At 69.8% G+C, this 23,715-nt stretch carries 20 protein-coding genes, 1 tRNA gene and 1 pseudogene; 15 read left to right on the forward strand and 7 right to left on the reverse strand.

Annotated features, from left to right (window positions below; translation table 11 throughout):
* Positions 1-402 (forward strand): DNA-directed RNA polymerase subunit alpha C-terminal domain-containing protein (locus ACZ7L5_RS39560; RefSeq protein WP_471523303.1); only part of this gene is annotated, 402 nt, incomplete at its 5' end.
* Between the two features lie 369 nt (positions 403-771).
* Here the strand turns inward: ACZ7L5_RS39560 and ACZ7L5_RS39565 are convergent.
* Positions 772-981, reverse strand: coding sequence for a hypothetical protein (locus tag ACZ7L5_RS39565; protein ID WP_471523305.1), 210 nt, complete (start codon positions 979-981; stop codon positions 772-774).
* A gap of 1,006 nt (positions 982-1,987) precedes the next feature.
* Here ACZ7L5_RS39565 and ACZ7L5_RS39570 point away from each other — a divergent pair.
* From ACZ7L5_RS39570 to ACZ7L5_RS39580, 3 genes and pseudogenes are all read left to right on the forward strand, one after another.
* Positions 1,988-2,248, forward strand: a complete 261-nt coding sequence (locus ACZ7L5_RS39570) for a hypothetical protein (RefSeq protein WP_471523307.1) — start codon at positions 1,988-1,990, stop codon at positions 2,246-2,248.
* 1,140 nt (positions 2,249-3,388) lie between these two features.
* Positions 3,389-3,745 (forward strand): hypothetical protein, encoded by a 357-nt coding sequence (locus tag ACZ7L5_RS39575; RefSeq protein ID WP_471523309.1) that lies wholly within the window; start codon positions 3,389-3,391, stop codon positions 3,743-3,745.
* Positions 3,746-3,911: 166 nt separating this feature from the next.
* A pseudogene (locus tag ACZ7L5_RS39580) lies at positions 3,912-4,354 on the forward strand (site-specific integrase); the annotation flags it as partial.
* Between the two features lie 68 nt (positions 4,355-4,422).
* Here the strand turns inward: ACZ7L5_RS39580 and ACZ7L5_RS39585 are convergent.
* Positions 4,423-4,498: transfer RNA gene (locus ACZ7L5_RS39585), tRNA-Arg, on the reverse strand.
* 204 nt (positions 4,499-4,702) lie between these two features.
* Here ACZ7L5_RS39585 and ACZ7L5_RS39590 point away from each other — a divergent pair.
* On the forward strand, positions 4,703-5,413 hold the full coding sequence (locus tag ACZ7L5_RS39590; protein ID WP_471523311.1) for an NADPH-dependent FMN reductase: 711 nt from the start codon (positions 4,703-4,705) through the stop codon (positions 5,411-5,413).
* Positions 5,414-5,504: 91 nt separating this feature from the next.
* Here ACZ7L5_RS39590 and ACZ7L5_RS39595 read toward each other — a convergent pair whose 3' ends face one another.
* Both ACZ7L5_RS39595 and ACZ7L5_RS39600 read right to left on the reverse strand, forming a co-directional pair.
* A complete protein-coding gene (locus tag ACZ7L5_RS39595; RefSeq protein WP_471523313.1) occupies positions 5,505-7,178 on the reverse strand; it encodes an IclR family transcriptional regulator domain-containing protein in 1,674 nt (557 codons plus the stop codon).
* 335 nt (positions 7,179-7,513) lie between these two features.
* Positions 7,514-8,791 (reverse strand): M6 family metalloprotease domain-containing protein, encoded by a 1,278-nt coding sequence (locus ACZ7L5_RS39600; RefSeq protein WP_467479796.1) that lies wholly within the window; start codon positions 8,789-8,791, stop codon positions 7,514-7,516.
* Positions 8,792-9,058: 267 nt separating this feature from the next.
* Between ACZ7L5_RS39600 and ACZ7L5_RS39605 the strand changes: the two genes are divergently transcribed.
* Positions 9,059-9,703, forward strand: coding sequence for a TetR/AcrR family transcriptional regulator (locus ACZ7L5_RS39605; protein ID WP_406201369.1), 645 nt, complete (start codon positions 9,059-9,061; stop codon positions 9,701-9,703).
* Between the two features lie 154 nt (positions 9,704-9,857).
* Positions 9,858-11,402, forward strand: a complete 1,545-nt coding sequence (locus tag ACZ7L5_RS39610; protein WP_471523315.1) for an MFS transporter — start codon at positions 9,858-9,860, stop codon at positions 11,400-11,402.
* Positions 11,403-11,524: 122 nt separating this feature from the next.
* Here the strand turns inward: ACZ7L5_RS39610 and ACZ7L5_RS39615 are convergent, their stop codons facing one another.
* Positions 11,525-12,061 carry a MarR family winged helix-turn-helix transcriptional regulator gene (locus ACZ7L5_RS39615; protein WP_328881054.1) on the reverse strand — a complete coding sequence of 179 codons (537 nt, stop codon included), beginning with the start codon at positions 12,059-12,061 and terminating at the stop codon, positions 11,525-11,527.
* A 119-nt stretch (positions 12,062-12,180) separates the two neighbouring features.
* Between ACZ7L5_RS39615 and ACZ7L5_RS39620 the strand changes: the two genes are divergently transcribed.
* On the forward strand, positions 12,181-12,969 hold the full coding sequence (locus ACZ7L5_RS39620; protein WP_471523317.1) for a dioxygenase family protein: 789 nt from the start codon (positions 12,181-12,183) through the stop codon (positions 12,967-12,969).
* Between the two features lie 22 nt (positions 12,970-12,991).
* On the opposite strand, the gene ACZ7L5_RS39625 is transcribed toward ACZ7L5_RS39620, so the two are convergent.
* Positions 12,992-13,522 carry a GNAT family N-acetyltransferase gene (locus tag ACZ7L5_RS39625; RefSeq protein ID WP_471523319.1) on the reverse strand — a complete coding sequence of 177 codons (531 nt, stop codon included), beginning with the start codon at positions 13,520-13,522 and terminating at the stop codon, positions 12,992-12,994.
* Between the two features lie 169 nt (positions 13,523-13,691).
* Between ACZ7L5_RS39625 and ACZ7L5_RS39630 the strand changes: the two genes are divergently transcribed.
* Both ACZ7L5_RS39630 and ACZ7L5_RS39635 read left to right on the forward strand, forming a co-directional pair.
* Entirely contained in the window at positions 13,692-14,693 is a 1,002-nt protein-coding gene (locus ACZ7L5_RS39630; RefSeq protein WP_363040331.1) for a sigma-70 family RNA polymerase sigma factor, read from the forward strand.
* 432 nt (positions 14,694-15,125) lie between these two features.
* Entirely contained in the window at positions 15,126-15,737 is a 612-nt protein-coding gene (locus ACZ7L5_RS39635) for a TetR/AcrR family transcriptional regulator (RefSeq protein WP_471523601.1), read from the forward strand.
* A gap of 180 nt (positions 15,738-15,917) precedes the next feature.
* Here the strand turns inward: ACZ7L5_RS39635 and ACZ7L5_RS39640 are convergent, their stop codons facing one another.
* Positions 15,918-16,922: a helix-turn-helix transcriptional regulator gene (locus ACZ7L5_RS39640; protein WP_471523321.1), complete on the reverse strand. Its 1,005-nt coding sequence runs from the start codon at positions 16,920-16,922 to the stop codon at positions 15,918-15,920.
* Positions 16,923-16,984: 62 nt separating this feature from the next.
* Between ACZ7L5_RS39640 and ACZ7L5_RS39645 the strand changes: the two genes are divergently transcribed.
* The 5 genes from ACZ7L5_RS39645 to ACZ7L5_RS39665 all read left to right on the forward strand — a co-directional run bounded on the left by ACZ7L5_RS39645 (position 16,985) and on the right by ACZ7L5_RS39665 (position 23,120).
* The gene (locus ACZ7L5_RS39645; protein WP_471523323.1) at positions 16,985-18,514 is read left to right on the forward strand and encodes an MFS transporter; all 1,530 of its coding nucleotides are present in this window, start codon (positions 16,985-16,987) and stop codon (positions 18,512-18,514) included.
* A gap of 189 nt (positions 18,515-18,703) precedes the next feature.
* Positions 18,704-19,465 carry a DeoR/GlpR family DNA-binding transcription regulator gene (locus ACZ7L5_RS39650; RefSeq protein ID WP_471523325.1) on the forward strand — a complete coding sequence of 254 codons (762 nt, stop codon included), beginning with the start codon at positions 18,704-18,706 and terminating at the stop codon, positions 19,463-19,465.
* On the forward strand, positions 19,462-20,409 hold the full coding sequence (gene pfkB / locus ACZ7L5_RS39655; RefSeq protein WP_471523327.1) for a 1-phosphofructokinase: 948 nt from the start codon (positions 19,462-19,464) through the stop codon (positions 20,407-20,409). Before ACZ7L5_RS39650 ends, pfkB begins: the two co-directional genes overlap by 4 nt.
* Before the next feature lie 250 nt (positions 20,410-20,659).
* Entirely contained in the window at positions 20,660-22,756 is a 2,097-nt protein-coding gene (locus ACZ7L5_RS39660; protein WP_471523329.1) for a PTS fructose transporter subunit IIABC, read from the forward strand.
* A 121-nt stretch (positions 22,757-22,877) separates the two neighbouring features.
* Complete coding sequence (locus tag ACZ7L5_RS39665; RefSeq protein WP_328881064.1) at positions 22,878-23,120, forward strand: hypothetical protein; 243 nt, start codon at positions 22,878-22,880, stop codon at positions 23,118-23,120.
* Positions 23,121-23,715 lie beyond the last annotated feature (595 nt).

Consider the following 23,715-nt stretch of genomic DNA (forward strand, 5'->3'; position numbering starts at 1 on the left):
ATGGCGTCGGCCGGTAAGACCCTGGTCGAGCTGTTCGGTCTCGCCCGCGAGCTGAACATCGACGCCGAGGGCATCGACATGGGCCCGTCCCCGACGGACGCCGCCCTTGCCGCCGACCTGGCGCTGCCGATCGAGGAGCTCGAGCTCACGGTCCGCTCCTACAACTGCCTCAAGCGCGAAGGCGTCCACTCGGTGGGTGAGCTCCTGGCACGTTCCGAGGCCGACCTGATGGACATCCGCAACTTCGGTGCGAAGTCCATCGACGAGGTCAAGGCGAAGCTGGCCGGCCTGGGCCTGGGCCTCAAGGACAGCCCGCCCGGATTCGACCCGACCGCCGCCGCGGACGCCTTCGGCGCCGACGACAACGCGGATGCCGGATTCGTGGAGACCGAGCAGTACTGAACGCTGCGTGGGGCGTGAGGTCGCGGGGGAGCCGGGTCCCAAACCCCAGCTCCGGGGCAGCAGTTGCCCGCCGACGCCCGTTGCAGAGCACATGCAGGACGCCTGGGCCACAGCCGGCCACCCACCGGCCCGTGGCCCGGGCGCCCGCTCAGGTCACGGTGGCAACAGCGGCTGGATCAGCGCCCACACGCCGTCAAAGGCCCCGGACGGTGATCGTCCGGGGCCTTTGCGCTGGTGCCCCCGGCAGGAGACCATTCCGGCCGAGGAGTTCCAGCGAGTGTGGACTCGCACCCGCCTGCCCGACACCGCTATTGACCGCAGTTGACCGCTGTATCTGGCACGACTGTGACACGCGACGGTGCGGCGTTGCTACTGCTCACGAATTGCCGGAACGCCATACAGGTCTTCGATCTGGCGCTCGGCGCGACGGCATGCAGCCATCATTCCGTTTGGCGTCTCGTAACTGCTGGTCAGTTCTTCCGAGCAAGCCTTTTGGCCATGCCATGAACAGCCGCGCCGCCACCCCACGGTGCCCTCGCGGTGCAACTGCGCGTCGTAGGTGTGCTTCACGATGGGCATGAGAGCTCCTGAAGGGCGTTAGGACGAGGGCTCAACGGTAGCGAGAGCTGGCGCTGGGGCAGGAGGCTTCGCGGGCAGGAGGCGGGAGCCCAGCAAAAGGGGAGCTGAGTCTTGAACTGTCCTTCCTCGCTATCAGCTTGCAAATCTGCCGGCTTGGCCTTCCCAGGTTCGAATCCCGGCGCCGCCACGCTAGTGGGAATCGGCCGCTGACCAGCAAGTTTGGTCGGGGGTAGCTCTCGCTTCAACCCGGCTCCCATGCCTGTGGCTTCCCGCCGTTCCCCGCTCGTGTGCCACACGGCAGACTGCCGGTGTGTGGATACCGGTGGCAGTGACAGCGCTCCTCATCATGCTCGCCTCGGCCTCTGCAGTCCTGCAGGCGCGAAAGGGTCGATGGTGGACCGCGGTCGCGGTCTTTTTGCCTTCCCTCGGCGTGGCGGCACTGCTTGCCGGCCTTGAGCGACAGAGCACGTCCTTCTTCGGACTCGCGGTCATGTTGGTCGTGGGTGGCTTCGGGGCAGAGGCCATGGCCTATTGGAAGACTCGGACCGCTGAGAGGGTGCGGACGGAACAGTGAGCAGCGGCAACGCGCAAGGTCGATGGAACGACTTTGGGCTGGAGCTTCTTTGGCCCGAGTGACCATGGCCCCGTGAGCTTCCGGCGCGTCAGCCAGTCTGTGGACCTGCCGGGCAAAGGCGCGAAGTTGGGGCCACCAATTTGGCGGGGGCTGTGGGTCGACGAACACACGGCGATCGGGCTATCCGTCGTCACGGACCAGCGAGGCTGGCTATCAGGCTCCTGCTGGCCGACCAAGAGGGCAGCCAATTCATCGGCACCGTGGACAAGTCCACGATGGAGCGGAATTGCCCGAATCGTCAGCGGGTCCGGTCAGTCGTGTCCTAGAGTGCGAGCGCGTCCGAGACCAGGAAGCGTGAGCTGGAGGCCGAGAGACGTACGAACGTCGAAATCGTCAAGGTGCCGATCTTTGAGAAGTGTGGGGGAAGAGTCCATGGACGAGGACAAGAAGAAGGACGCCGAGCTACCACCTTTGCTCTCACGGTTCGTGGACGCGGCGGTGTGGGCCAGGACAAACAGTGATCTTGTCTGGGACAGGCAAGCGGATGGAAGGTTCCGCGCTGGACTCGTCCTCAAGTTCTCCGCTTCCCAGTCCGTCATGCTGAAGATCGAGAAGAATCCTGGCAGCCGTCTCGACTGGCAGTTCGGTCCCGCCAAGCCCCTCCCCAAGCTGCGCAGGAAGCCTCTTAGCTGATACCTGAACCCACGCCCCAGTCGTCCCGAAGCAACTTGGGTGCGGGTTGTGCCTGGGATTGGCGTGCTCCACACCTGCGTCGATGGTTCGTACGCTTCCGCGCTCATCCACCGTTGTGCGTCGACAATGTCCCGCAGTTAGACACTCACCCCGCCCGTGCACTACTTCTTGCGACGCTTGCTCACCCTCTTCTTTATTTCGGCCTGGCCGCGCTTCGTCCAGTCACCTTGGTGTAGGTAGCAACGTGAGGTGCCCTTCAGCGTCTTGTTCTGGCAACGCCTTCCAGACGCCGTCGGCCAGCCGCACTTGCTCTGCTTCCACTCGCCCACTGTCCGCCCCCAGGTACTTCGCTCGAAGACTCGGCCGGCACTCAGCGTGCGGCGCCGTGCAAGCACTGGGTAGGGCGCATAGCCAACGGTGTGAAAGCTCCATGCGCGCGCGAGTCGGTACAGCACGTCGCGCGTGCAGGCTTTCAGTGACCGTTGGTGCTCCAAGAGGACGTGTACGAGGTCGTTCACCTGTATTCATGGTCGGATTTCCTGCGACACCCGCTTTAGGAAGAGAGGCTGGGGAATCCTGCCGCTGACCTGGGGCTTCGCAGCCCAGTGGGGGGGGGCCAGCAACTCGACCGCAGGACACTCCCGTTGACTGTGGCTGACCTCTGCATCTGGCACGCCAGTGGCACGAACCTCAACCGACGCCAGCCAGCCACGACGAGGGCTGTACTCAGCGATCAGGCGCGGTGTACCTCGCTGCACCCCCGCTGCCTCCCATCTTGGCGCCCTGCATGAGCCTCAAACCCTCGCTGTGGGGCCTTGGAACGCGCTTGGACTTGACACGGGTGACAACGCGACGCATACCGTCAGCGTGGGAAGCTGCGAGCATTTGCAGGCGGGTTGGGCGCTGACCTGGACGAACGGCTGTGATGCAGCTTCGTCGGACCCGGTTGCCTTCACCGTGGTTCCCCGCTGGATCTGGTGCGCTTGTGGTGCCGCAACTTTCTGGTCCGTAGCTCTGCCGGCCGGTCAGTGACGGCCACACCGGCCCCTGGGCGGGCCCGGAGAGACGCTACCGTGCGGCGGCGGATGCTGGGGTTGCGGTACCCGGTTGCTGTACCGCAGGATCCAAACGGGGGTGACCATGGAACGGCAAGTGCTGGAATCGCTGTTGGCCGGTGATGACGAGGCGTCTGTGGCGGCTCTGGCCACCCTCCGCAGCGGCGCCACCTACTGGGTGGGAGACGGGGCACAACCCGCAGGCCAGCATGCCGGAGTCTTCAATCGACGACTTCAGCGCATGCGGATGCACGGACTCGAACCTCTCGGGCTGGAACGAGCAGTGCAACTCATCCGCGAACATGGCCAGCCCGTGCGCACAGGGATGATCGATGCTGCCGATCGGACATGGACCACCCTGCTCTTCCTCACTGAGGACGGCAGCGCACTAGTGGCCTGCGCAGGCTGGCCGCTGCCGCTGGTCAGGAAGCCACCGCTTTAAGAGTTCGATCTATGCCCGCCCCTGGGCTCGTCGTCGGCTGGTTCCATGGTCGCGCAGGGGCGCTGCTGTCTGCCGCTGTCCGGGCTCGTTGATGTCAGTGTTGGAGGTCAGCGGAACAGCGCCGGCGCCGGGCAGATCATCAAAGCTGTTTTGGCGCGAGTGATCATTGCACCGGGATGAGATCGTCGGTCTCCGCTGGTTTGACCTCGACCTCGACAACCGCGTCCTCTACGTCCGTCAGCAGACCCAGCGGCGCCGTGGCGTCCTCTACGACGACGATCCGAAGAGCCGCCGTCGGCGCGCCGTGCCGCTGCCAGCCCTCTGCATCGCGCCTCTCCGTTGGCACCGCATGAGGCAGGCGACTGCCCGTATCAAGGCGGGGGAGAAGTGGCACCAGTCCGACTACGTCTTCGCCACCCGCACCGGCCGCCAAGTCGAGCCCCGGAACATCTACCGCCGTTCACGCGCGTCGCCGAGTTGGAGGTCCTCGGGCACAGCCAGATCAGCATCAACATGGACGTGTACACGCACGTGGTCCAGGACACCCAGCGCGAAGCCATGAGCCACATGGACCGTCTGCTGCGAAAGCGGCGGCCCGGTCGTCAGTGACCGACCCCGTTGATGTCAGAAGTGGATGTCAAAGGCCCCGGACCATGATCGGTCCGGGGCCTTTGCGCTGGTGCCCCCGGCAGGATTCGAACCTGCGACACCCGCTTTAGGAGAGCGGTGCTCTATCCCCTGAGCTACGAAGGCGGAAGGTGCCTTGACAGCGTAGCGGATGCGTCCCTCGGGGTTCGCCCCGGTTGTGGGGGATGGGCGGCGTGCCTTGTCGATCTTTCTCGGGCGGCGCCTCCGGGAGCGCTTGACCTCAAGTTAACTTGAGATTCTACGTTTCTAGCGCGGGCCCATCCAGGGCCGATCGCGGTCACTCCCGGCTACCGAAAACGAGGCACCTCCATGCCCCAGACCCCGCGCACCCCCGTATCCCGGATGTCCCAGGTCTCTCAGGCCTCCCCGGCGTCCCAGGTCTCTCAGGCCTCCCCGGCGTCCCAGGTCTCTCAGATCTCCCGGAGCCACCAGTCACCCCAGCCCCCACTCAAGATCGGCGTCCTCATCGGCAGCGTCCGCCCCGGCCGGTTCGCCGACAAGGTCTCCCAGTGGTTCGTGTCCGAGATCGGGCAGCGTGATGACATGGAGACGCATGTCATCGATCTGTCCGAGCCCGCCCTCACCGACGAGCTCAAGCTCACGCTGGAGCGGGCCGCAGGAAGCGGCGATGCCCCGACGCTGGCCGAGCGGATCGGTGGGCTCGATGGGTTCGTTGTGGTGACGCCCGAGTACAACCACGGCTACCCCGCCTCCCTCAAGCTGGCCATCGACTACGTCTACCGGGAGTGGCGGGCCAAGCCGGTCGGCTTCGTTTCGTATGGCGGTATGGCCGGTGGTCAGCGGGCGGTGGAGCAGTTGCGGCAGGTCTTCGCCGAGCTGCATGCCGTCACGCTGCGCGACACCGTCAGCTTCCACATGGCGTGGGAGCAGTTCGACGACGAGGGGCGCCCGCACGACCAGGACGGCACCGCCAAGGCCGCCGCCGTGCTGTTGGACCAGCTCGCCTGGTGGGGGCTGACCCTGCGGGAGGGCCGGGCCGCCAGGCCGTACGACGGCTGAGGCGTCCAGTCATCATTCATCGTTCATCAGTCCTCAGCCCTCACCGCCCCTCCAGCCCTCTCACCCCCAGCCCCCTCACCCCCAGCTCTCCTCACTCCACCCCCACCCGAGCAAACCTCCCCGCCACCCGAAGATCCCCCTCCACCCGCTCCGCCGTCTCCACCAACTCCGGCAGTACCTCCCGCACGCACTCCTCCACCGATCGCCGAGCCGCGTGCATCGCCACGTTCAGCGCGGCGACCACGCGGCCGGTGCGGTCTCGTACAGGTACTGCCACCGAGCGGAGTCCTGCCTCCAACTCCTCGTCGACCAGGGCGTATCCCTGCTTGCGGACCTCGTCCAGCGCTGTCGTCAGGGTCGCGGGGTCGGTTGTGGTGTGTGGCGTGAGGGGGGACAAGGGGCCCAAGTGGCGGTCTGCGGGCGGGAGATCTGCCAGTAGGACCCGGCCCAGCGATGTTGCGTACGCCGGCAGTCGCGTGCCCACCGTGATGTCGACGCTCATCACGCGGCCCGTGGCGGCGCGGGCCGTGTACTGGACCTCGTCGCCCGACGGCGTCAGCACCGCCAGAGACGTCGACTCGTGGACACGGGTGACCAGTTCGGTCAGGTGCGGGGTCGCGATTCGAGGGAGGGAGGTGCGGGACAGGGGTGGGAAGCCCAGGGACAGTACGCGTGGGGTCAGGGCGAAGGCGCGGTTGCCGGACTGGCGTACCAGGCCCAGGTGCTCATAGGTGATGAGTGCCCTGCGTGCGGTGGCCCTCGCCAGTCCCGTCGCCCGTGCCACGTCCGTCAGCGTCAGTTCCGTCCTGCCCTTGCCGAAGGCGGTCAGTACGGTCAGTCCGCGGGCCAGTGACTCGACGAACTCCCTGCCCAGTTCCTGCTTGGAGGCCCCGGTCCAGGCCGCCAGCCCCGCCGGCGCCGCCCCGCGCTGCGACTGCGGCTGCGGTGCCTCGCGCAGTTCGTGCTCCATCTTCGCGACCGTGGCCCGTAGGCGGGACAGGAGCGTGTCGCGCAGGTCCGCGGCGGTGTGGCGGCTGGTGTGGCTGACGACGTTCGCCACGCAGGCGATACGGCCGCCCGCCCGCGGATCCCTCACCGGTACGGACACGGCCACCAGTCCCGGCTCGATCAACTGGTCGTCCAGCGCCCAGCCGTCCTTCCGCGCCCGTGCCGCCCGGCGTTCGAAGTCCTCGTCGGGGGACGGGTGCGGTTGCGGCGGTACGGCGGGAAAGCCGCGGTCCTCCGGGTCCGTCGCCCGGCGCTCGCGCCAGGTCTGCCACTCCGCGGCCGTCCACTCCGTCGCGAACAGCGGGCCCGGCGCGGTGCGTTCGGCCGGGAGCAGGTCGCCGATGCGGAAGCTGAGGGACATCGCGCGGCGGCGGGTCGCCTGGTGGATGAAGCGGATGCCGTCGCGGTCGGCGACCGCCAGCGACACCGACTCGTCCAACTCGTCCGCGAGCGCGTCCGCGTGGGAGGTGAGGAGGGCGGGCAGGCCGAGGGCGGCCAGGTAGGCGTTGCCGAGTTCCATCACCCGGGGCGCCAGGATCACGTCGCGGCCGTCGAGGCGGACGTATCCCATGCGGGCGAGCGTGGACGCGATCCGGTCCACCGTGGAGCGTGCGAGTCCGGTCGCCCGTTCCAGCCCGCTTGCGCTCAGCGTCCCGCCCGCCTCCGTCAGGCACAGCAGCACCCCGACACCGCGGATCAGTGGTGTGACCGCCTCCACCGGCACGGCACGGTCGTCCAGGGTCGTCTTCGCGGGCATCGGCTCTCCGGTACGGCGGTCACGGCAGGCCTAACCGTAATCCGAATTGATCCAAGCCGATTCGAGCCGATTCGTTTCGCTTCACGCGCGCGTACCCGTGCTCGTACTTCGATTCATGCGCGTCACGCGCGCGTACGGCCGCGACTCGGGCCCACCCCCACGCCCAGCATTCCGGCCCCACCCGCACCCCAACACACCCCTGCCCCCAACACACCCCTGCCCCCAACACACCCCTGCCCCCAACACACCCCTGACCCCAACACACCCCTGCCCCCAACACACCCCTGCCCCCAACACACCCCTGCCCCCAACACATCCCTGCCCCCAACACACCCCTACCCCCGAGAAACCCGCACCCGATACCCCCCCGCCAAATCCGCCCCCACCACCTCCACCCGCACCCCCCGCTTCTCGTCCCGGAATTCCTCCCCCGGCACGAACGTCGCGTCCGAGAGTTCGGCGTGGACGTTCGGGCTGCGGGTGCAGCCGCCGCTGTCCTCGTGGGAGTCGAGGACCTTCACCGGGCCCATGCCGGTGTCGACGTCGGCGTCGATCTTGTAGATCAGGATGCCGGGGCGGCACACGGCCTCGTCGTTGCCCTCGCGGGTGCGTAGTTCGACGGCGTAGCCGGAGCGGCGGTCGAGGGGGACGAACACCAGCTTGGGGCCGCCCGTGCGGGCCAGTGGGGTCAGGGCGTACTCGGCCTTGCCGGGGGTGGCCGCGCACCGGACCTGGTCCGAGTCCAGCCAGCCCAGTTTCCATTTGTGCCAGCCCAGGAGGTCGTTGTTGGCCCCCCAGTCCTCGCTCATGATGTCCCAGTGGCCGACCGCGCCCCCGCCCTCGGCGGTGTACAGGTCGGGCAGGCCGAAGACGTGGCCGTTCTCGTGGGGGAGGACCCGGTAGCCGGTGCGGTGGTAGGTGCCGGAGCCGTCGTCCTGGCGGGAGTAGACGAAGGACGCGTTGGTCACCGAGACGCCGTCGGCCACCGGGGCCTCGGCGTTGCCCGCGAAGGTCACCGACAGGACCGTGTCCAGGGCCGACGGGCCGGCGTTCGGGGTCACCAGGACGTTCAGGAAGTCGTAGGACCGGAAGTCCACCTTGGGGTCGGCCGCGACCACGAGGTCCTGGACCAGCTGCCGGTACCCGGGGTCGAAGGGCGCGCCGCGCTCTATGCCGTACGCCCGGAACGACTTGGGCATGCGCAGCCAGCGGGGTATCGGGGTGTCGGGGCGGTAGTCGAGGCGGCCGTAGGAACTGGTGCGGAACCACTTCTGGGTCTGCGGGAAGAACTCCGCGAAACGGTCGAGCGCCTTGCCCGTGCCGGGCGAGTCTGGGAAGTCGACCATCAGGGTGAGGGCGCGGACGGTTCCGGTGGAGCGGGCGTAACCGCGCGGTGTCGGTACGCCCTCCGACATCTGGACCGTCGGCCGGCCGCTGATCATGCAGGGGCCGAGGGCCGCGGTGTGACCCGGTGGGATCGGGCTCGCCCCGGCCGCCGTGGAGGTCCCCGCCGTGAGGTGCCCGGTGCCTGCCGAGGTGCTGACCGCCAGGGTCAGGGCGGTCACGGAGGCAAGGGCGGCCACACGGCGGGGACGTATCCGACGGCTCGGCATGCATGGGCCTCTCGTCCATGGCAGCCGCCGACTGCGTACTGCACCCTCTCGATCACCCTGTGTCGAGGGCTGCGGGTGCGCGCGCTGGAGGAGACCGAACGTGGGTCCCCGGTCGCGGGAGGCGGGAGAGATTGTGACTCAGGTCACAAGGAATTCCTTGCGGGTTTGGGAAATAACCGGGGAGCCCCTCCCCGTTTAGTCATGTGTCCGAGCGAAACGGGGACAGCATCCCCGGATCGCCCACCCAGCAGAACTCAGGAGTACGCCGTGCAGACCGCCACCCCCGCACCGCGCAAGGCGACCCGGCCGCGCGCCGACGCCCTGCGCAACCGGGAGCGGATCGTCACCGCCGCCCGGGAGATGTTCGTCGAGTTCGGCCCCGACGTGCCGCTGGACGACATCGCCCGCCGGGCCGGCGTCGGCAACGCCACGGTGTACCGCAACTTCCCCGACCGCGACGCGCTGGTCCGCGAGGTCGTCTGCTCCGTCATGGACCGTACGGCCGCGGCGGCCGAGCTCGCGCTCGCTCAGACCGGGGATGCCTTCGAGGCTCTGGAGCGCTTCGTGCACACGGCCGCCGACGAGCGGATCAGCGCGCTGTGCCCCATGGTCCAGAGCACGTTCGACCAGCACCACCCGGATCTGGAGGCCTCGCGGGAGCGGGTCGAGCAGCTAATCGGGGCGATCATGGACCGCGCCAAGGTGGCCGGCCAGCTCCGCTCCGACGTGGACGTCGGCGACCTCATGATCGCCGCCGCCCAGCTCAGCCGGCCCCCGGCCGGAACGGGCTGCGACATCGCCGACCGCTATGTCCACCGCCATCTGCAGCTGTTCCTGGACGGACTGCGGGCCCCGGCCCGTTCCACCCTGCCGGGTACGCCGCTGACCATGGAGGACCTGCGCCAGGCCTGACCGATCAGTTCAGAGCACAACGGCAGTCATCAGAGCGCCACAGCAGCCGATAGACCGAATCACAAAGCCATCAACTCTCACCGGCCGTCACAGCCGACGAGCCGTCCCCTTTCCTTTCGTTTTTCCGTCACGAAGTCCCGAAGTGGGTAGACCCATGTCTGAAACGGCCGTAAAGGCTCCTGGCGGCACCCTCGGTGCCGTCGATCCCAACCGCTGGAAAGCGCTCGTCTTCATCGCGCTGGCCCAGCTGATGGTCGTGCTCGACGCGACCATCGTGAACATCGCACTGCCCTCCGCCCAGCAGGACCTGGGTATCTCCGACGGCAACCGGCAGTGGGTCGTCACGGCCTACGCCCTCGCCTTCGGTGGTCTGCTGCTGTTCGGCGGCCGGATCGCCGACCTCTGGGGCCGCAAGCGGGCGTTCGTCATAGGCCTGGCCGGCTTCGCCGCCGCGTCCGCGCTGGGCGGCGCCGCCACCAACGAGGCCATGATGTTCGGTGCCCGTGCCCTCCAGGGTGTCTTCGGTGCCCTGCTCGCCCCGGCCGCGCTGTCGCTGCTCGCCGTGATGTTCACGGACGCCAAGGAGCGCGCGAAGGCGTTCGGTATCTACGGTGCGATCGCCGGTGGTGGCGGTGCCGTGGGTCTGATCCTCGGCGGTTTCCTCACCGAGTACCTGGACTGGCGCTGGACGTTCTTCGTGAACATCCCGTTCGCCATTCTCGCCGCGGCCGGTGCCTGGTTCGTCATCCGTGAACCCAAGGGCGCCCGCAACCGCTCCGCGCTCGACATCCCGGGCGTGATCCTGTCCACCCTCGGTCTGGTCGCGCTGGTCTACGGCTTCACGCGCGCCGAGTCCAACGGCTGGGGCGACTCCCTGACGGTCGGCATGTTCGTCGCCTCCGGTGTGCTGCTCGCGGCCTTCGTCCTGGTCGAGTCCAAGGTCAAGGCCCCGCTGCTGCCGCTGCGCGTGGTCACCGAACGCAACCGCGGCGGTATCTACCTCTCGCTGGGCCTCGCGATCATCGCGATGTTCGGCCTGTTCCTCTTCCTGACCTACTACCTGCAGATCGTGAAGGGCTACTCGCCGGTCAAGACCGGCTTCGCCTTCCTGCCGATGATCGCGGGCATGATCACGGGCTCCACCCAGATCGGCACCCGGCTGATGACCCGGGTCGCGCCGCGGCTGCTGATGGGCCCCGGCTTCCTGGTCGCCGCCGTCGGCATGCTGCTGCTGACCCAGCTGGAGATCGGCTCCTCGTACGCCGCGCTCCTGCTGCCGGCGATGTTGCTGCTCGGCCTCGGTATGGGTACCGCGTTCATGCCGGCGATGTCGCTGGCCACGCAGGGCGTCAAGCCGCAGGACGCCGGTGTCGCCTCCGCGATGGTGAACACCTCGCAGCAGGTGGGCGGCGCGATCGGTACGGCGCTGCTGAACACGATCGCCGCCTCGGCGACCACGGCGTACGTCGCCGACCACATCGCCGGTGCCACCAGCCGGTCCCAGCAGCAGCTGGTCCAGCTGGAGGCCATGGTGCAGGGCTACACCAGCGCCATCTGGTTCGCCGTCGGCATCCTGGTCGCGGCCGCGGTCATCGCCCTGACCTTCGTCAACGCCGGCCGCCCGGGCGGCACGACGGTGGCGGCGTCCTCCGAGGACGGCGCCGAGGACGAGGTGCCGGTGCCGGTCGTCGCGCACTGACGCCGCACCGAGGCCGGCGGCAACCGCCGGCCCACCCCTTCGGGCCAGGCGTACGTACGGGGATGGGGACGCTCCGTACGTACGACCCCCAGGACCTGCCCCGGTTCCCTTGAATGAGCGGTTCAGCGGAGCCAGGGCAGGTCCGCACCCGCTTCGCTCGGCTGCAGGCCCTCGGCGACGATCCGCATGATCTCGCCGAGGGCCTTCTGCTGTTCCGGCGTCAGCCGGTCGAACATCGCCTGCTGCACGGCCTCCACATGGCCCGGCGCGGTCTGCTGCAGCACCTGAAGGCCCGCGTCGGTCAGCACCGCGAACTGGCCCCGCTTGTCGTCGGGGCAGTCCTCGCGCCGGACCCAGCCGTTCTTCTCCAGCCGGGCGATGGCGTGCGAGAGGCGGGAGCGGGTGATCTTCGCGTACATCGCCAGCTCGGTCATCCGCAGCCGGCGGTGCGCGGACTCGGCCAGCTTGACCAGCAGCCCGTAGTAGATGTGCGGCATGCCCGCGTCCCGCTGGAGCTGACGGTCCAGGTGGTCCTCGAGCAGGGTGCTCGCATCCAGGTAGGTGCGCCAGACGCGCTGCTGCTCGTCGGTGAGCCAGCGCGGCTGCGCCGCGGACGAGGGTTCGGGCGAGGGTGGCGCGGAGGTCGATGCCGTATTCATGTACTCCACTGTACGAGAGCTCTCCTTGAAATTTTAACTACCTCGGCGTACCGTCTTTTGAGCAGAGAAGCTTTAGATTTGAAGCAAATGGCTTCAAGTCCCCGGAGGGAGCCGCCGTCATGTCCGCCGCCACGCAGGAGCGCATGCCCGCCCTCTACCTCAGCCATGGCGCCCCGCCCCTCGCGGACGACCCGCTCTGGCCCGCCGAGCTCGCCGCCTGGTCCGCCGATCTGCCCCGCCCGAAGGCGATCCTCATGGTCTCCGCCCACTGGGAGGAGGCCCCGCTCGCCATCGGCGCCACCGAGACCGTTCCGCTCGTCTACGACTTCTGGGGCTTCCCCGAGCACTACTACCAGGTCGAGTACGCGGCCCCCGGCGCTCCCCAACTCGCCGAGTCCGTACGCAAGCTGCTGCGCGCCCCCGGTATCCCCGTGCAGGACATCCCGGACCGCGGCCTCGACCACGGCGCCTACGTCCCCCTCGTCGAGATGTACCCCGCGGCCGACATCCCCGTCCTGCAGATCTCCATGCCGACCCTCGACCCGGTGCGGCTCATGGAGATCGGCCGCAAGCTGGCGCCGCTGCGCGACGAAGGCGTGCTGATCGTCGGCTCCGGCTTCTTCACCCACAACCTGGCCGCCCTGCGGCAGGGCGGAATACCCACGTGGTCGGCGGAGTTCGACGACTGGGGCCGCCGGACGCTGGAGAACCGCGACTGGGACGCCCTGCTGGACTTCCTGCACAAGGCTCCGGCCGGCCGCTACGCCCATCCGCGCACCGAGCACTTCGCCCCGCTGTTCGTGACGATGGGCGCGGCGGACGCGGCCGGTGAGCTGGAAGCGACGCAGAAATCGGTGATCGACGGGTTCTGGATGGGGCTGGCGAAGCGCTCGGTGCAGTTCGGCTGAGGGTCCGGCCTTCCGGCCCGGCTCACAATTCCTTCTCGTACCAGGCGACGTCCCAGTACCGGCCGAACTTGCGGCCCACCTCGCGGTACGTGCCGACGTACCGGAAGCCGAACCGCTCGTGCAGCCGGGTGGAGGCCTCGTTCGGCTGGGCGATGCCGGCGTAGGCGCGGTGCACGTCCTCCTCGGCCAGGGCCTCGAAGAGGGCCTTGTAGAGGAGGGTGCCGACACCTCGCCGGCCGGCGTCGGGCGCGAGGTAGACGGTCACCTCGACGGAGGTCTCATAGGCGGGCTTCGGCCGGAAGGCGCTGGATGTGGCGTAGCCGAGAACCCGCTGTGAGTCGGCCCCAGGAGCCCCCTGCGTGGCAACCATCAACCGGTGCGGGCCGTCTTCAGGGTGGGAGAGCAGCCAAGGGCGGCGCTCTTCCGGCGTGAAGACCGCGGTATCGAATGTGATCGGCGTCTCACGTACATAGTGGTTGTAGATGTCGGTGAGGGCGTCGAGGTCACTCTCGACTCCCGGTCTGACCTGCACCTCTGTACGTGCCGACGGCATCGGTCCTCCTCGCGTGGCCGGACAGGGTACTGCAAGATCAGAAAAATATGGGGGTGGGTTGGGAATTCTGTCCTGATTCCAGTCGTTGTTTCCATCGGATGCAGGGCACTCGAGAAGAGTCCCAAGCGTTTACGAATCACCCGCCCGCCCACATCGCAAGGGAGCACGCATGGCAACCCGTGCCGTCGCCCGTCGTCAGTCCGCCGCCACCGGCGAGACCGTCGACAAGGCACGCAGTGTTCGCGCCCATGGCGGCGAGATCGCGGACCGCGACCTGGTCGGCATGTACCTCGACGAGATCGCGCGCACGCCGCTTCTCGACGCAGCCAAAGAGGTCGAGCTGTCACAGATCATCGAGGCGGGTGTGTTCGCAAGGCAGGTCCTCGACGGCTACGAGGAGGCCAGGGCGGACGCCACCCGCGAGGAGCTGGAGGCCCTGGTCGCCGACGGAGAGCGGGCCAAGGACATCTTCATCCGCTCCAACCTCCGCCTGGTCGTCGCGGTGGCCCGCCGCTACCCGCGCAGCGGCCTGCCCCTCCTCGACCTGGTCCAGGAGGGCAACGCCGGCCTGGTGCGCGCAGTGGAGAAGTTCGACTACCGCAAGGGCTTCAAGTTCTCCACGTACGCCACCTGGTGGATCCGCCAGGCGATCACCCGCTCGATAGCCGACCAGTCCCGCACCATCCGCCTCCCCGTCCACCTGGTCGAGGAGCTGGGCCGCATCCGTCGAGTGCAGCGCGAGTTCAACCGCGAGCACGGCCGCGACCCGGAGCCCGCGGAGATCGCCGCCGAGCTCGGTTCCAACCCGGACCGCGTGGTGGACGTCCTGGACTGGGCCCGCGACCCGGTCTCCCTGAACATGTCGGTGGACGACGAGGGCGAGACCCAGTTCGGCGACCTGCTGGAGGACACCTCCGCGGTCTCCCCGGAGCAGTCGGTCCTCACCCTGCTGCGCAGCGAGGAGCTGGACGACCTGATCGGCCGCCTCGACCAGCGCACGGCGTCCATCATCAAGATGCGGTACGGCATCGAGGACGGCCGCGAGCGCACCCTGACCGAGGTGGGCAAGGAACACGGCCTCACCCGCGAGCGCATCCGGCAGATCGAGAAGCACGCCCTGCTGGAGCTGAAGAAGCTGGCGCGCAGCACCGGCTTCGACGCCGCCGCGTAACACCACGACCACAGGGCGTACAAAGGGTGCGGCCGCGTACGCCGGGTGGCGAAAGACCGCGCAAACATGGCGCGTATCGCCGCTTTCAACCGACAGGACCCCGGGAACAAGACCTCAAGGCAAGGGAGTTCAGCCTCCGAGGACACTGACCCGCAACGCACCGGGTCCCACCGACCAAGTCCCGACGCACTCCCCCCGGCGCCGGGACTTTCCCCGAGCCGGGCTTCGGCGCCCAACCCCCCTGGGTGCCGGGGCCCGGCTCTTTTTCGCGCCGGGGCAGGCCTGGAAAGGGCGGGTCACCCCGTACCTGAACCACGGGGTGGCCCACCCGAATGGCAGATTGTGCCACATGGGCATAGCCTGCCGAATGTGAGCAGTCCCACCCCCGCTTCCTCCCCGTCCCTCACGGAGCGACGCAAGGCGGCGACCCGCATGGAGATCGCCCGCGCCGCGGCCGGCCTCTTCGTGAAACGCGGCCTGAAGGCCACCCGCGCCGAGGACATCGCCCAGGCCGCCGGCATCGCCCCGCGCACCTTCTACCGCTACTTCGCCACCAAGGAAGAGGCGGTGGCCCCCCTCTACGCGGCCGGCGCCGCCCGCTGGTCGGAAGCAGTCCGCAAGGCCCCGACCGGCCTCCCCCTGCCCCAGGCCCTGGAACACGCGGCCCTCCACACCCTCACCCCCGGCACCGCAGTCTCCACAGCCTCCTGGGATTGGGTCCGCACCCTCGTCCGCCTGGCCATCTCAAGCCCCGCGCTCCGAAAGGTATGGGCGGAGGTCTGCCACGAGTCGGAGACGACCCTGGCGGAAGTGTTTGCCGCGAGGTCGGCGCCCCCCGGCACCGACGACAACGTTGCCGAACGCCCTTCCCCCTCCCTCCACTTCGCAGCCGCAGTGGCCGCCGCCTCCATACGAGTGGCCGTAGAAGCCTGGGCAGCAGGCGACGCCCCACCCGAGGGTCCGGAGGGCCCGGCGGCCTTGGCGATGCACAACCTCGAATCGCTGAGGGACTTCCCATGGGACGGCGTACAGCCACACAGCTGAGGTGAGTCGGCGCGGCACCCGCGTACGGCGGAAAGGGGACGTGCCGGGGGGTGTCCGCCCGCAGCGGCGGGCGTCAAGAGACAGCCCCTCTTGAGGCACGGCAACCGCCCGACCGAGGCGGACACCCCCCGGCACGGCCCCGACCCACAACGAAGCCGCGGGCGCTACGCGAACCCCCACTCACCCGAGCGGGCCGCCGCAGGCATCCCCGGTCTCGCCGCCGGAGGCCCCCGCCCGGCTCAACCGCCCCCCCAACTCCCGTACAGCAGCCACCAGTTCCCCCGGCGACTCCACCACGAACTCACACCCCACCATCGCCAGACGCACCCCCATCCAGTCAACGGGATCACTCGTGCTCCCGCGCAACCGGCACCTCGACGCCCCCACCGCCTCGGGCACCCCCAGCCACCCCGGCAACCGAGCCCCCACCACCTCGGCGGACGCCGCGAACGTGACCACGAACTCGTACGACTCCTGCCGCCGCCACATCGACTGCCGCAGATACTCCGCCGCACTCCCCGTGGGCAGCTCCCGCGGAGCGAACCGCGCCCCCGTGGCGAACGGCTCGCTCACCCGGTCGACCCGGAACGTCCGCCAGTCCCCCCGGTCGAGGTCGTACGCGACGAGGTACCAGCGCCGCCCCGTCGACACCAGCCGATACGGCTCGACCAGCCGCCGCGACCCCGCCCCGTCCCCCGCCCGATACGCGAAGCGCAACCGCTCCTGCCCCGCCACACTCGCCGCCATCACCGTCAGCGTCTCGGGCGCGATACTCGCCCCGTCCCCACTGGTCAGCGGCGTGGTCGCGGCCTGCAGCGTGGACACCCGGTGCCGCAGCCGCGACGGCAGCACCTGCTCCAGCTTCGCCAGCGCCCGCACGGACGCCTCCTCCACCCCCTCGACCGCGTGCCCGGCCCCCGCTCGCAGCCCGACCGCGATCGCCACCGCCTCCTCGTCGTCGAGGACGAGCGGCGGCATCGCCTTGCCCGCGACAAGCCGGTAGCCGCCGTCGGCGCCCATGCTCGCCTGCACGGGATATCCCAGCTCCCGCAGCCGGTCGATGTCCCGCCGCACCGTGCGCCGGGACACCCCGAGCCGGTCGGCGAGCTCACCGCCGGGCCATTCGCGGGGCGTCTGAAGAAGGGAGAGAAGAGTCAGGAGCCGTGCCGGAGTATCCGTCGTCATGTATCCGAGGATCCCCCACAAGTAGGACACGATCCGACCTAATGCGGTCCTATCTTCGATGCATGACCTCCTCCGAAACGTCACCCACACCTCAGCCCGCCCCAGGCGACCGCCGCCGATGGTTCGCTCTGGCGATCGTGATGACCGCGGCTTTCATGGACCTCGTCGACGTCACGATCGTCAACATCGCCATCCCCTCGATCCAGCGGGAGGCCGGCGCGAGCTTCAGCCAGATCCAGTGGATCACCGCCGGTTATGCGCTCGCCTTCGCCGCGGGTCTGATCACGGGTGGCCGTCTCGGCGACATCCACGGCCGCAAGCGGCTGTTCCTCATCGGCATCGGCGGCTTCACCATCGCCTCGGCGCTGTGCGGCTTCGCGGCGAACCCCGAGATGCTGGTCGCGTCCCGCATCCTGCAGGGCGCGATGGCGGCGCTGATGGTCCCGCAGGTCCTGTCGATCGTGCACGCCACGTTCCCGGCGCACGAACGCGGCAAGGTCTTCGGCCTGTTCGGAGCGGTCGTGGGACTCGGCGCGGTCACCGGCCCGCTGCTCGGCGCTCTGCTCACGGAGTGGAACCTGTTCGGCCTCGAATGGCGCCCGATCTTCCTCATCAACCTCCCGGTCGGCATCGCGGGCCTGATCCTCGGCAGCCGCTACATCACCGAGTCCAAGGCGCCGAAGGCCCTGAAGCTGGACCTGGTCGGCGTCGCCCTCGTCACGCTCGGCCTGCTGATGCTGCTGTACCCGCTGACCCGCGGCCGTGAGCTGGGCTGGCCGCTGTGGGGGTACGTGTCGATGGCGGGCGCGCTCGTCGTCCTCGCGGTGCTGGTGGCGTACGAGAGGCGCAAGGCCGGCCGCGACGGCTCCCCGCTCGTCGAACTGTCGCTGTTCAAGGTGAAGAGCTTCGCGGCGGGCATCGCGGTGCAGACCGTGTTCGGTGTGGCGCTCGGCATCTTCTTCCTGGTCTGGACGATGTACATGCAGTTCGGGCTGGGCTGGAGCCCGCTCAAGGCGGGCCTGACCGGGATCCCCTTCTCGATCGCGGTCTCGGTGGCGGCCGGCATGTCCGTGCAGGCACTGGTGCCGCGCTTCGGCCGCATGGTGCTGCAGGCGGGCGCGCTGGTGATGGCGCTCGGTGTCCTGCTCTACATCTGGGAGTCCGAGCGCTACGGCCTGTCCATCGCGCCCTGGCAGATGGCCCTGCCCCTGATCGTCATGGGTGTCGGCATGGGCCTGATCGTGGCCCCGCTGACGGACGCGATCCTGTCGGAGGTACCGCGCGAGCACTCCGGTTCGGCGTCGGGCCTGATCAACACCGTGCAGCAGATGGGCAACGCGCTCGGCCTCGGCCTGGTGTCCGTCGTCTTCTTCGGCGTCATCGACGATCAGCTGGCCGAAGCGGCGCAGCGTCCGGCGGTGGGCGCGGCCTTCGTGGACGGTTTCCAGCACGCGCTGGGCTGGGTGGCCGCGGTGATGGCCGTCATCTTCCTGCTGATGTTCGCGCTGCCGAAGCGGCCCGCGCAGCACGTCGAGGGAGCGGGGGAGGAGCCGTCGCCGGCATCGGAGAAGGAGCCCGTGCTGGTGCCCTGAGAGCGGGACCGCCCGGCGGAACCTCGGAGCGGAGCCCGAGAGCGGGGGAGGGGCCCGGCACTTCGGTGCCGGGCCCCTCGGCATTCCCGTTCATGCCCGATTGGGCCCGAACCTGTTTACTTTCCGGAAATCCAGGCGTAGCCTCCCGCTGAAACCACAAGTTCGGGCACAGTTCGGAGGCGAACGGACATGTACGCACCGGAGCGGCAGCAGGAGATCCTCCGCATCGCCCGTGACGGCGGCCGAGTGGACGTCCTGTCGCTGGCCGAGGAATTCCAGGTCACGGCAGAGACGATCCGCCGCGACCTGAAGGCCCTCGACCGCGCCGGACTCGTTCGCCGAGTGCACGGCGGCGCGATCCCGGCCGGGCGCCTGGACTTCGAGCCGGATCTCGCCGAGCGCGAGTCGACGGCGGCCGACGAGAAGGACCGGGTCGCCAAGGCGGCCGTCGCCGAGCTGCCGACCGAGGGCACGATGATCCTCGACGCCGGTACGACGGTGGCCCGCCTGGCCGCCGCGCTGCCGCTGGAGGCGTCCCTCACCGTCGTCACGCACAGCCTGCCCATCGCGGCCCGCCTCGCGGACCACCCCGGCATCCAGCTGCACCTGGTCGGCGGGCGGGTACGGCACCGTACGCGCGCCGCCGTGGACGCCTGGGCGCTGCGTGCGTACGGCGAGATCCGCGCCGACGTCCTGTTCGTCGCGGCCAACGGCTTCTCCGCCGAGCACGGTCTGACCACCCCGGACCTCGCCGAGGCCGCCGTGAAGCGCGCCGCGGTGGCCGCGGCCCGCCGCGTGGTGCTGCTCGCCGACTCCTCCAAGCACGGCCAGGAGCACTTCGCCCGCTTCGGTGACCTGAGCGATGTGGACCTGCTGATCACCGACAGCGGGCTGAGCCCCGAAGACGCCACCGCGATCGAGCGCGGCGGCACGGAAGTAGTGCGCGCATGATCCTCACCGTCACCCCGAACCCGTCCCTGGACCGCACCTACGAGGTCCCGGCCCTCGACCGCGGCGAGGTCATACGCGCCACCGGCGAGCGCATGGACCCGGGCGGCAAGGGCGTGAACGTCTCGCGCGCCGTCACGGCCGCCGGGCAGCGCACGGTCGCGGTCCTGCCCCTGGGCGGCGCGCCCGGCGCGCTCGTCGCCGACCTGCTCGACGCGCAGGGCATCGAGGTCGCGCCGGTACCGGTCGCCGGCGCCACCCGGTCCAACATCGCGCTCGCGGAGTCGGACGGCGTACTGACGAAGATCAACGCGCCCGGCCCCGAGCTGTCGGCCGCCGAGCAGGAACTCCTTCTGGAGACGGTCCGCGAGCAGTCGCGCGACGCCGACTGGATCGCCTGCTGCGGCAGCCTGCCCCGGGGGCTCGCCCCGTCCTGGTACGCCGATGTCGTCACCCGGGCGCACGCGGGCGGCGCACGGATCGCGCTGGACACCTCCGGCCGTGCCCTCCTCGAAGCGCTGCGTGCCCGGCCCGACGTGGTGAAGCCGAACGCCGAGGAACTCTCGGAGGCCGTCGGGCGCCCCCTGACCACCGTGGGCGACGCGCTGAAGGCCGCCGAGGAGCTGCGCGCGATGGGCGCCGGCGCCGTACTGGCGAGCCTGGGCGCCGACGGGCAGCTGCTCGTGGACGGTTCGGGCGCCTGGTTCGGCAGCGCGCGCGTGGACGTCGTACGCAGCAATGTCGGTGCCGGCGACTCCTCCCTCGCCGGCTTTCTGATCGCCGGGGGAGCCGGGCCCGAGGCGCTGGCCTCCGCCGTCGCGCACGGTGCGGCAGCCGTACAGCTGCCCGGCAGCGTGATGCCCTCGCCGGCCGATCTGGACCCGACCGCGGTGACGGTCACGGCCGAGGTGCCGGTGGACCGCGTACTGAAGGAGCCGGCGGCATGACGAATGTCGCGGTTGTCATAGTTCTTGCCGATCCGAACCGTGACCGGCAAGGCTCGGCGTTACTCACGGCCACCGACGGACGGCAGGGCAACCTGAGCCGCTCTGCCGCCCGGGGGAGGCGGGTTCTCCCCGACCTCGCCTCCTCTGTCCCCGCCTCCCCCCACCGCATTCATGCCGCCCCCCACGGCACCCCCGTCCCCTTCACCGCCCACCAGACTCTCAGGGCGATACGCGTGCGAAGGAGCCCGCGATGAGCGACATGATCACCGCGGACCTGGTCGATCTCGACCTGTCCGCCGACACCAAGGACGCGGCGGCGCGCGCCCTCGCCGAGCGCATGGTGGCCCTGGGCCGGGTGACCGACCTGGAGGGCTTCCTCGCCGACGTCGCCGCCCGTGAGGCACAGATGCCGACCGGCCTCGACGGCGGCATCGGCATCCCGCACTGCCGCAGCGAGCACGTCACCGAGCCGACGCTCGCCTTCGGGCGCAGCGCCGCCGGCATCGACTTCGGCGCCGCGGACGGCCCTGCCGACCTGATCTTCCTGATCGCCGCTCCGGCAGGCGCGGACGACGCCCACCTGACGATCCTGTCGTCGCTGGCCCGGCAGCTGATGAACCCCGAGTTCACGGACGCGCTGCGGGCGGCGGGGGATGCGGCGTCGGCGGCGGCGCTGATCCGGGGGGAGGAGCACGAGGCGGAAGGGGCGGTCCAGGCGGAGGGGTCGGCCGACACCGCCGGTTCCCAAGGCTCCGGAGCCTCCCAAGACTCCGTGGCGTCGTCGGTGGCGGCCTCCGCCGACGACGCCACGGGTACCTCCTCCTCCGACGCTCCCGGCGCTGACCGCCCCTTCCGGATCGTCGCCGTCACCTCCTGCCCGACCGGCATCGCCCACACCTACATGGCGGCCGAGTCCCTGGAGAACGCGGGCCGCGACGCCGGCGTCGAACTCGTCGTCGAGACGCAGGGCTCGGCCGGCTTCACCCGGCTAGACCCGGCGGTCATCGCGGCGGCGGACGGCGTGATCTTCGCGCACGACGTGGCCGTACGGGAAAAGGACCGGTTCGCCGCGAAGCCGACCGTCGACGTCGGAGTGAAGGCGGGCATCAACCGCCCCGCCGAACTCATCTCCGAGGTCCGCGCCAAGGCGGAGCGCGGCGAGACCACCGCGGCCGCCCGGCCCGGCAGCGGCACGCCGGTCGAGCGCACGGGCGAGCCCGGCGAGGGCTACGGCACCAAGCTGCGCAAGTGGCTGATGTCCGGCGTGAGCTACATGGTCCCGTTCGTCGCGGCGGGCGGTCTGCTGATCGCCCTCGGGTTCGCGATCGGCGGCTGGGAGATCGACAAGGCCCAGCCGGTCACCGAGCACTTCGACTGGCTCCAGGTCGACAGCTGGGCTGCGCTGCTGTTCCAGATCGGTGGCGTCGCCTTCGGCTTCCTGATCCCCGTCCTCGCCGGGTACATCGGATACGGCATGGCGGACCGGCCAGGTCTCGTCCCGGGCTTCGTCGGCGGCATGATCGCTGCCGAAATCAACGCCGGTTTCCTCGGTGGTCTGGCCGCCGGTCTGATCGCCGGTGGCGTGGTCCTCGGTATCCAACGGATCAAGATCCCGCCGGTGCTGCGCGGCATCATGCCGGTGGTCGTGATTCCGCTGATCTCGTCGATGATCGTCGGCTTCCTGATGCTGGTGGTGATCGGCAAGCCCATCGCCGAGGCTCAGAAGGCAATGACGGACTGGCTTGGCGGCCTCTCCGGCACCAACGCCGTCCTGCTCGGCATCCTGCTCGGCCTGATGATGTGCTTCGACCTGGGGGGCCCGGTCAACAAGGTCGCGTATGCCTTCGCCACCGCCGGTATCGCCGTGCAGGACCCCAGCGACTCTGCGATGAAGGTGATGGCCGCAGTGATGGCCGCCGGCATGGTCCCGCCGCTCGGCATGGCCCTCGCCACCACGATCCGCAAGAAGCTGTTCACCACTGCCGAGCGCGAGAACGGCAAGGCCGCCTGGGTCCTCGGCGCTTCCTTCATCTCCGAGGGCGCGATCCCGTTCGCGGCGGCCGACCCGCTGCGCGTGATCCCCGCCTCCATGGCGGGCGGCGCGGTCACCGGCGCGCTGACCATGGCCTTCGGCTCGACTCTGCGCGCCCCGCACGGCGGCATCTGGGTCACCTTCCTGATCGGCAAGCCGTTCCTGTACCTGCTGGCCATCGCGGCCGGTACGGCGGTCACGGCGGGCCTGGTCATCGCCCTGAAGGGCATGCGCAGGACGACCCCGGAGGGCGCCGCGTCCTCGGAGCCCTCGGCGGCCACGATCACGGAGGCGAAGCAGCCGGTGCCGGCATAAGCCCTCCACGGGCCAGGCCTCCAGCTTGTTCCCTTTGGCGCACTGTGAGTTGTTCACGGCACCTGCGATATACGTCACGGTCCGGGCCCAATGGCCCGGACCGTGTTGTCTACTGGAGCGTATGCCTGAGAACGTCTCGATCATCCAGCTGCTGGGCCCGGTCGTCCTCGCCCTGGCGGCCGTGCTGTGGGTGATGGGGCTGGCCCGCCTCCTGCGCCGCACCCGCCCCGAGGCCACCCCCGGGGCACTCCCCGGCCTCCCGCACCAGCGGCAGACCGCCCCCGCCCAGGAAGCCGTGGAACTGACCCCGGCCGAACTGGACGCCTTCGCCGGCCTGGTACGCCAACTCGACGACAGCCGCTGACCGGCTGCGCCGCCTGAAGAGCCACGCCGCCTGAAGGGTCACGCCGGTTGGCCGGACCCGGCGGTACACCGGCGCTCAGCCCGACCGCTCGCGGCACCTGCGCTCGCGGTGCCTGCGGCACTTGGCTCGACGGCGCGCCCCGCCTGCGGCACCTCCGCCGCTCGTGGCCTGCGCTCGACACCATCGGGGCCGTGCTCGCTGCTTCCGCATCTGCGCCTGCCGTCCGCGGTGTCCGCGGTGTCTGCGGCTCTCGGGCCCCCGAGTGGGGCACCCGCGCCCGCCCGTTCTCTGCGCCTCGCCGTGCGTGTGGCCCGGGGCTCGTCGTGTGCGGCACCTGAGCTTGCCAACTCGCCGCGCTTCCGTCTCTTGGGCCCGTCGTGTGCGGCACTTGTGCACGCCACCAGCGGGGGCGTGCACGGCGCTCCGGAACCTGAGCCCGTCGGCGCCCGCAATACGTGCGGCCCTTGACCCCGCCGCATGCGGCACTCGCGCTCGCCACCAGCGGCACCTGAGCCCGCCGTTCCCGGTGCCCGCGCCGCTCCCGCACCCACTACGGCACCTGAGCCCGCCGTTCCCGGTGCCCGCGCCGCTCCCG

Source organism: Streptomyces sp. NPDC107528 (genome assembly GCF_055639295.1).

What these genes read in the sequence shown, in the direction of transcription:
- ACZ7L5_RS39590 (WP_471523311.1), top strand. Translation starts at nt 4,703, where the DNA reads ATGCCCCAGACCCCGCGCACCCCCGTATCCCGGATGTCCCAGGTCTCT.
- ACZ7L5_RS39640 (WP_471523321.1), bottom strand. Translation starts at nt 16,922, where the DNA reads ATGACGACGGATACTCCGGCACGGCTCCTGACTCTTCTCTCCCTTCTT.
- pfkB (WP_471523327.1), top strand. Translation starts at nt 19,462, where the DNA reads ATGATCCTCACCGTCACCCCGAACCCGTCCCTGGACCGCACCTACGAG.
- ACZ7L5_RS39595 (WP_471523313.1), bottom strand. Translation starts at nt 7,178, where the DNA reads ATGCCCGCGAAGACGACCCTGGACGACCGTGCCGTGCCGGTGGAGGCG.
- ACZ7L5_RS39620 (WP_471523317.1), top strand. Translation starts at nt 12,181, where the DNA reads ATGTCCGCCGCCACGCAGGAGCGCATGCCCGCCCTCTACCTCAGCCAT.
- ACZ7L5_RS39645 (WP_471523323.1), top strand. Translation starts at nt 16,985, where the DNA reads ATGACCTCCTCCGAAACGTCACCCACACCTCAGCCCGCCCCAGGCGAC.
- ACZ7L5_RS39615 (WP_328881054.1), bottom strand. Translation starts at nt 12,061, where the DNA reads ATGAATACGGCATCGACCTCCGCGCCACCCTCGCCCGAACCCTCGTCC.
- ACZ7L5_RS39575 (WP_471523309.1), top strand. Translation starts at nt 3,389, where the DNA reads ATGGAACGGCAAGTGCTGGAATCGCTGTTGGCCGGTGATGACGAGGCG.
- ACZ7L5_RS39625 (WP_471523319.1), bottom strand. Translation starts at nt 13,522, where the DNA reads ATGCCGTCGGCACGTACAGAGGTGCAGGTCAGACCGGGAGTCGAGAGT.
- ACZ7L5_RS39570 (WP_471523307.1), top strand. Translation starts at nt 1,988, where the DNA reads ATGGACGAGGACAAGAAGAAGGACGCCGAGCTACCACCTTTGCTCTCA.
- ACZ7L5_RS39600 (WP_467479796.1), bottom strand. Translation starts at nt 8,791, where the DNA reads ATGCCGAGCCGTCGGATACGTCCCCGCCGTGTGGCCGCCCTTGCCTCC.
- ACZ7L5_RS39610 (WP_471523315.1), top strand. Translation starts at nt 9,858, where the DNA reads ATGTCTGAAACGGCCGTAAAGGCTCCTGGCGGCACCCTCGGTGCCGTC.
- ACZ7L5_RS39665 (WP_328881064.1), top strand. Translation starts at nt 22,878, where the DNA reads ATGCCTGAGAACGTCTCGATCATCCAGCTGCTGGGCCCGGTCGTCCTC.
- ACZ7L5_RS39650 (WP_471523325.1), top strand. Translation starts at nt 18,704, where the DNA reads ATGTACGCACCGGAGCGGCAGCAGGAGATCCTCCGCATCGCCCGTGAC.
- ACZ7L5_RS39565 (WP_471523305.1), bottom strand. Translation starts at nt 981, where the DNA reads ATGCCCATCGTGAAGCACACCTACGACGCGCAGTTGCACCGCGAGGGC.
- ACZ7L5_RS39635 (WP_471523601.1), top strand. Translation starts at nt 15,126, where the DNA reads ATGGAGATCGCCCGCGCCGCGGCCGGCCTCTTCGTGAAACGCGGCCTG.
- ACZ7L5_RS39630 (WP_363040331.1), top strand. Translation starts at nt 13,692, where the DNA reads ATGGCAACCCGTGCCGTCGCCCGTCGTCAGTCCGCCGCCACCGGCGAG.
- ACZ7L5_RS39660 (WP_471523329.1), top strand. Translation starts at nt 20,660, where the DNA reads ATGAGCGACATGATCACCGCGGACCTGGTCGATCTCGACCTGTCCGCC.